The 6781-nt window shown below is 71.3% G+C and carries 5 protein-coding genes; 1 reads left to right on the forward strand and 4 read right to left on the reverse strand.

All coding sequences use genetic code 11. From position 1 onward, the window contains the following. On the reverse strand, positions 1–516 hold a 516-nt coding region (gene lptE / locus OZN99_RS22240), incomplete at its 3' end, for an LPS assembly lipoprotein LptE (RefSeq protein WP_270937444.1). A gap of 151 nt (positions 517–667) precedes the next feature. After that, positions 668–3304, reverse strand: coding sequence for a leucine--tRNA ligase (leuS, locus tag OZN99_RS22245; protein ID WP_270937445.1), 2637 nt, complete (start codon positions 3302–3304; stop codon positions 668–670). Positions 3305–3349: 45 nt separating this feature from the next. Here leuS and OZN99_RS22250 point away from each other — a divergent pair, with 45 nt between their 5' ends. Next, on the forward strand, positions 3350–4114 hold the full coding sequence (locus OZN99_RS22250; protein ID WP_270937446.1) for a hypothetical protein: 765 nt from the start codon (positions 3350–3352) through the stop codon (positions 4112–4114). 36 nt (positions 4115–4150) lie between these two features. On the opposite strand, the gene OZN99_RS22255 is transcribed toward OZN99_RS22250, so the two are convergent. Further along, positions 4151–4702, reverse strand: a complete 552-nt coding sequence (locus tag OZN99_RS22255; protein ID WP_270937447.1) for a DUF3576 domain-containing protein — start codon at positions 4700–4702, stop codon at positions 4151–4153. A gap of 262 nt (positions 4703–4964) precedes the next feature. Next, the gene (locus OZN99_RS22260) at positions 4965–6473 is read right to left on the reverse strand and encodes a porin (RefSeq protein WP_270937448.1); all 1509 of its coding nucleotides are present in this window, start codon (positions 6471–6473) and stop codon (positions 4965–4967) included. Between the last annotated feature and the right edge of the window lie 308 nt (positions 6474–6781).

Raw genomic sequence — 6781 nt, forward strand, 5'->3', positions numbered from 1 at the left:
CGTGCCCGGCAGCGGGATGGCCGGCCCGCCCGGGCCCGGCGGCTGCCGCAGCTCGGGCAGGGACGGCGGCGGCTGCACGGGCGCGATCGCCTGCGCCGCGGCACCGGCCTGCAGCGCACGGAACTGCAATGCAACCCGGGTCACCACCTCGTCCGCCAGAAGCTCGGCCATCCGGAAATCCGCCGCATCCCGGCTCGCTTCCGAGGCGAAGTACTGGTTCTGCAGCACGTTCGAGGCATCAATCACGCGCTCGAAGCCGCTTGCCACGGTCTCCTGCGCGCCCACCCGCGCCAGACGCCAGTTCGCTGTCGCAATGAAACGCAGCCGCGTCGCGGACCCGTCGCTCTGGATGCCCAGCCCCTCGCCGGTCAGGCTCGGGGCGACGGTGAGTTCCCACCGCGCGGACTCGGCCACGCCGGCCCCGCTGCCGAGCCGCTGCTGCAGGCCGCGCCGCACCAGCTGCCCGAAGCGCTGCGGGATCACCGGCACGCGGGTGGCCGCGAGCTCCGAGGCCACCGTCGGATCGCCGCCGGCAGCGCCGCTCCCGCCATAGAGTGGCCGGAAGCCGCAGCCCCCGGCCCCGAACGCCAGCAGGCCCGCCAGCCCGCGCAGCGCACCGCGCCTCCCTGGCAGGACGACGCTGCCCCGGCCCGCCCCCGTCATCGCCTCAGACCACCAGGTTGACCACGCGCCCCGGGACATGGATCCGCTTCTTCACCGGCTTGCCACCCAGCGCACGCTGCACGTTCTCCTCGGCCTCCGCCAGGGCGAATATCTCCGCCTCCGGCGCCCCGACAGGCACCTCGATCGTCGCGCGCAGCTTGCCGAGAACCTGGATGGCGAGCGTCACCGTCTCGGCCTTCAGCAGCTCCGGATCCGCCTCGGGCCAGGGCAGCTCAGCCACCAGCGTGCCGCTGCCCGGGCGCAGCGCTGCGAAGACCTCCTCGGCCAGATGCGGCATCATCGGCGCCGAGAGCCGCGCCAGCGTCTCCAGCGCCTCGCGCCGCGCCGCGCCCATGCCCTCGGCGGCGGCCTGGCCTTCGGCTTCGCCGATGGCATTGGCGAATTCGTGGATGCGGGCGACGGCGACGTTGAAGGCGAAGTTCTCCAGCGCCTCCGTCACGGCGGCGATGGTGCGGTGCGTCGCCTGGCGCAGCTTCCGCGCGGGGCCCGCACCCGCCGCATGCGCCGCGCCCACCGGCGCCAGGGCATCCGCGGAATTCGCGGCCAGGCGCCAGATGCGCTGCGTGAAGCGGAAGGCGCCGGCCACCCCGGCCTCGGTCCACTCCATGTCCCGTTCCGGCGGGTTGTCCGACAGGATGAACCACCGCGCGGTATCGGCGCCGTACTTGCCGATGATGGCACCCGGATCGACCGTGTTGCGCTTGGACTTCGACATCGCCTCGACGCGGCCGATCGTCGCCGGCTCGTTCGAGCCCTTCACCACCGCGCTGCGCGTGCCGTCGGCCGCCACGCTGATCTCCACCTCCTCCGGGTAGAGCCAGCGCCCATCGGCGCCCTTGTAGCTCTCGTGCTGCACCATCCCCTGGGTGAACAGCCCGGCGAAGGGCTCCTCCACCGCCAGGTGCCCGGTCGCTTTCATCGCGCGCGTGAAGAAGCGGCTGTAGAGCAGGTGCAGGATCGCGTGCTCGATGCCGCCGATATACTGGTCCACCGGCAGCCAGGCATCCACCGCTGCCCGCGTCACCGGCTCCGCCGCGCCGGGCGAGCAGAAGCGCGCGAAATACCAGCTGCTGTCCACGAAGGTGTCGCAGGTATCGGTCTCGCGCCGCGCCGGGGCACCGCATTGCGGGCAGGCCACGTGCTTCCAGGTGGGGTGATGGTCCAGCGGGTTGCCGGGCTTCGAGAAGTCCACGTCCTCCGGCAGCACCACCGGAAGCTGCGCTTCCGGCACCGGCACCGCGCCGCAGGACTCGCAGTGGATCACCGGGATCGGGCAGCCCCAGTAGCGCTGGCGGCTGATGCCCCAGTCGCGCAGGCGCCAGTTCACCACACCAGTGCCCTGACCGGTCTTCTCCAGCTCCTCGATCACGCGCCGCTTCGCGGCCGGCACCGCCAGCCCGTCCAGGAAGCCCGAGTTGAAGATCGTGCCGTCGTCCGTATAGGCCTCGCCCCCCAGCCGGAAGGTCGTGGCGTCAGCGCCGGGCGGCAGCACCACCGGCAGGATGGGCAGGGCGTATTTCGTGGCGAACTCGAAGTCGCGCTCGTCATGCCCGGGGCAGCCGAAGATCGCGCCGGTGCCGTATTCCATCAGCACGAAATTCGCGATCCAGACCGGGAAGGAGACGCCGGGCACGAAGGGATGCGCCACGCGGAAGCCGGTGTCGAAGCCCCGCTTCTCCGCCTGCTCGATCGCCGCCTCGCTGGTCCCCATGCGCCGGCACTCGGCGATGAACTCCGCCGCCCGCGGATCGCGCGCCGCGGCGGCCGCGGCCAGCGGGTGCTCGGCGGCCACGGCCAGGAAGCTCATGCCGAACAGCGTGTCGGGACGGGTGGTGAAGACCTCCACCTCCTCCGCACCGGCGGCGGCGGCGTCCGTCAGCCGGAAGCGCACCCGCGCCCCTTCGCTGCGGCCGATCCAGTTGGACTGCATCAGCTTCACCCGTTCCGGCCAGCGGTCGAGCGTGTTCAGCGCCTCCAGCAGGTCGGGCGCGTATTTCGTGATGCTGAGGAACCACTGGCTCAGCTTCTTCTTCTCGACCAGCGCGCCGGATCGCCAGCCGCGCCCGTCGATCACCTGCTCGTTCGCCAGCACGGTGCCGTCCACCGGGTCCCAGTTGACCCAGCTCTCCTTCCGCTCGACCAGGCCGGCCTTCCAGAAATCGAGGAACAGCTTCTGCTGCTTCCCGTAATAGGCAGCGTCGCAGGTGGCGAATTCCCGCGCCCATTCCAGGCTGAGCCCCATGCGCTGCAGCTCCGCGCGCATGTTGGCGATGTTGTCGTAGGTCCACTTCCCCGGATGGATGCCGCGTTCCCGCGCCGCGTTCTCCGCCGGCAGGCCGAAGGCGTCCCAGCCCATCGGGTGCATCACCAGATGCCCCCGCGCCCGCTTGTAGCGCGCCACCACGTCGCCCAGCGTGTAGTTGCGCACATGCCCCATGTGGATCTTCCCCGACGGGTAGGGGAACATCTCCAGCACGTAGTACTTCTTTGCCTCGGGCGGCGGCACGTCCGGCACGGCGAAGCAGGCGCGACGGTCCCACTCCGTCTGCCAGCGCGGCTCGGCGGCCGCGAAGTCGTAGCGCGGCGGCTCTTTCGGGGTCGGCTTCGTGGAATCGTTCATGGCTTCGCGGCGATGGGGCGTTTTCGCCGCAAGGGATAGAGCGCGGTGGCCGCGCTGGAAAGCACTTGGCCGCACTTTGCCGTGGCCAGCCGCCCGCGGCTCGACCAGTATCTGGTGCCGATCGGCAACGACCCGCCGGGCCGCAGCGCCGGCCAGGCCCGGAGGAGCACACGGATGCCGAACGTCGCCTACAACCAGAGCGACGACCCGCGCTGGCGCAGCTTCGCGTCCACGCGCAGCGGCGTGTGCATGGCGCTGTCGGCGCATTTCGTCATCAAGGCGCTGAGAGGAGAGGATTTCTGGGCCTGGCTATCGCCCCCGTCCGGCCGGGACGGCGGCGCGCTCCGGGTCCTCGCCGGCGCGACACGGCAGTCCTGCGTGCAGGACGTGCGCTTCCTCTACGACCACCACACCAAGCTCAAGACGCTGCACGGCGATGGCTACCAGGCCGTGGAGAACAACTTCCTCAAGGACTACATCGCAACCCTCGGCGGCCGCATCTCCGGCCAGCTGGTCCAGGCCCGGCCGGACCACGCCCTGCCGCTACGTGTCCTGCCGCAGGAGATCGGGCGGATGCTCGCGGGCGGCAACGCGGTCTATGCCAGCTGGGCCAGCCTGAAGCTCAACGGCGCACACGCCATCTCGGCCGTCCCCGGCCCGGGGGGCAGGTTCCGCTTCTTCGAACCGGTGCTGGGCGAGCGTGAGCACGCGAGCGTCGGCGCGCTGGCGTCGGACATCCTGACGGCGACCATGCAGACCCACGGGATCGTCGAGATCGACCGCTACCTGCTGATGTCGTTCAGCATGTGAGGCGCGGCCCCGCCGGCCTGGCGCCGGCCGGGCCGCTCAGCGCGAGGCCGAGGTGGACTGCGACCGCAGTTCCCGCGCGCGGGCCAGGACCCGGTCCTCGAGCTCCGACGCGGTGCTGGCGGAGACCGGCACGTCGGACCAGCCATTGCCGCGCGCTTCCTGCCGGAACACCACCACCCGAACGCCGTCCGACCGCAGCTGTCGGCCCAGGATATAGGCGGTCACCCGGAACCGCTCGCTGCCGGCGCCGGGGGGCGAATACCAGTCGGTGATGATCACGCCGCCGAAGGGATCGGCCGAGGCGAGCGGCATGAAGGACAGGGTGTCGAGCGTGGCGCGCCAGAGGAAGGCGTTCACCCCGAGCCCGGTCCCGCTTTGGTCGCCGCCCCCGCCGCGCTGGCTGCTGCGATCGGTGCCGAGGAGGATCAGGCCGTCCTGCCCGGTCACCCGGCCGCGTACCTGCGCGGCGCGCCGGTCGTCGGAATACTCGTCCAGGCCGGGAACGCGCATGTTGTCCTGGAGAGACGAGCACCCGGCCAGCACGAGGGCCACCAGACCGAGCGAGAGGCGTGTCGTAAGCCGCGGCATCGTTCCCATCCCGACCCGGCCCGTCCGCCGGAAGGCCGGGCCCCGGGGGCCACGCCTCCGGCAGTCCGGGCGGTTCACCAGCGCCCCGCCGTCCGCGCCGCGAGATGCGGCACCCATCCGGCAGGACAGGGGCCAATGCGGCCCCAGGGCGGCTTCTTAGCCGCAGACGCCACGGCGGAAAAGCAGCCGCAAAAAGAAGAAGGGCGGCGGGTTGCCCCGCCGCCCCCGTTCAGGCCTCGCGGCCTTCCGATCCCGGACGGGATCAGAAGGTGATGCGGGTGCCGATCACGACCACGTCGATGTCGCGGTTGCGCGTCAGCGATCCGCTGCCGGGCGCCGCCAGCGTGATCGGCGCCGCGCTGGCCGACGTCGTGTTGGTCGCGATGTTGCGATCCTCGACGTTGGTGTAGTTCACGTAGGCCTCGAGGCCCGGCGCGATCAGGTAGGACACGCCGATCGCGAAGACCTTCTGCGTCCGGTCAGCCAGGCCGACCTGGTTGTTGTTCGCCGCAGCGGCCGCGGCCGTGCCGAAGGTCGCCGCGCTCGCGCCGCTGAAGGTGCCGTTGCCGTTGTTGACGACGCCCGAGCCGTTGTCGCGGGTCGCCTCGCCGTAATGCGCACCGAACTGCCAGGCGCCCATGGTGTAGGTGGCACCGACGCCCCAGGTCGAGGAGCCGCTCAGGCCCTGGCGCAGCGGCGACATGGTGACGGAACCGTAATCGCCCCAGCGATACGCCGCGCCGAGCGCGAAGCCGAAGCCGCTGATCTGGGCGCCGACCTGCCACTCCCGGATATCCTGCAGACCGACGACGCCGGGGGCGTTGGAGATCGCCTGCGCGTCCGCCTGCTGGTAGCCGAGGCTGGCCTGGATGCCGATGTTGTTGAAGCTGCCGCGGTAGCGCGCGGCCAGGCTCAGCTCGTTGCGGATCGAGTCGTTCGGATCGCGCTGCAGGACCTGGCTGGCGGGCGGCGGCGTCACCGCGCCGCCCGGGTTGGCGGCGGTGTTGATGAACGGCGTCGTCACCGAGAAGAACTGCTCGCCCTCGCGGCGGTTCGGGGCGAAGCTCGCGCCGAAGTCGAAGCCGAAGAACTGCGGCGAGACGTAGATGATCTTCGTCGCGTCGCTGCCGTCGTTGATGTCAGTCACCAGGTAGCGGTTGCCGTCGGCGGCGACCGAGACGAACTCGTCCCATTCGGACGACGGGCCAAGGCGCAGCACGGCGCCCGGCAGCGAGACCTTCATCAGGTCCGCCGCGCTGTCCTGGTCACCGAACATCACCGTGCCGAGCGTCGGGCTGCTGACCCAGCCCCACATCTCGTCGGTGTCCATGCCCGTGCCGGAGCCCGAGCCGATCACGTTGTCGAACTCGAGCTCGAACTGCGCGCCGTAGCTCAGGCCGTTCGCGGTCTTGCCGGCGGCCGTGATGTAGATCTCAGCGTCCGTCCGGAAATCCCACTGCGAGCGGCTGCGCACGTTGGTGCCACCGGCATTGACCGCCAGCTTGTCGTTGCTGTCGTCGATCCAGCCGGCGTTGAACTCGAAGAAGCCGCCGAGGCGGACCTGGAAGGTGCCGGCCGCCGGCACGCCGCCGCCGCCATGCACCGAGAACGGCATCACCGGCGGGGCGCCGCGCGCCTCACCGGCCGCCACGCCGGCCAGGGCCGGGGCGGTGGGCTGCGGGGACTGGGTGACGACCTGCGCGACGGCCATATTCATGCCCATCAGCGCAGCGCCGGCCACCGCCGTGGTGCCCAACAAAATCTTGCGCATTCCGTAAACCTCCTCCTGCGCCGGTCAACCCGGCATCCGACGGCCCGCCTGCCCCCCTCGACAGGTGCCGCGCCGGAGAATCCCCCCCAGACGCAGTCAGGCCTGCCGCACTATTGTCCGGCCGGTGACGAGACGTCCATCACGGGCGTCCCCGCAACGCGACATCCGCGAGACACTGTGGCGGCTGCGCCACAACATCGCTGGCGCGGCCAGATCAGCGTCCGAAGGCCCCGATGGCCGCGAAGCCGGCCGCGCGCCCCGCACCGGACCGCGGCACGCGCCCGGCCGTGGCGGCGGCCAGCCCGCCC

Source organism: Falsiroseomonas oryzae, assembly GCF_027856955.1.
GTDB lineage: Bacteria > Pseudomonadota > Alphaproteobacteria > Acetobacterales > Acetobacteraceae > Falsiroseomonas > Falsiroseomonas oryzae.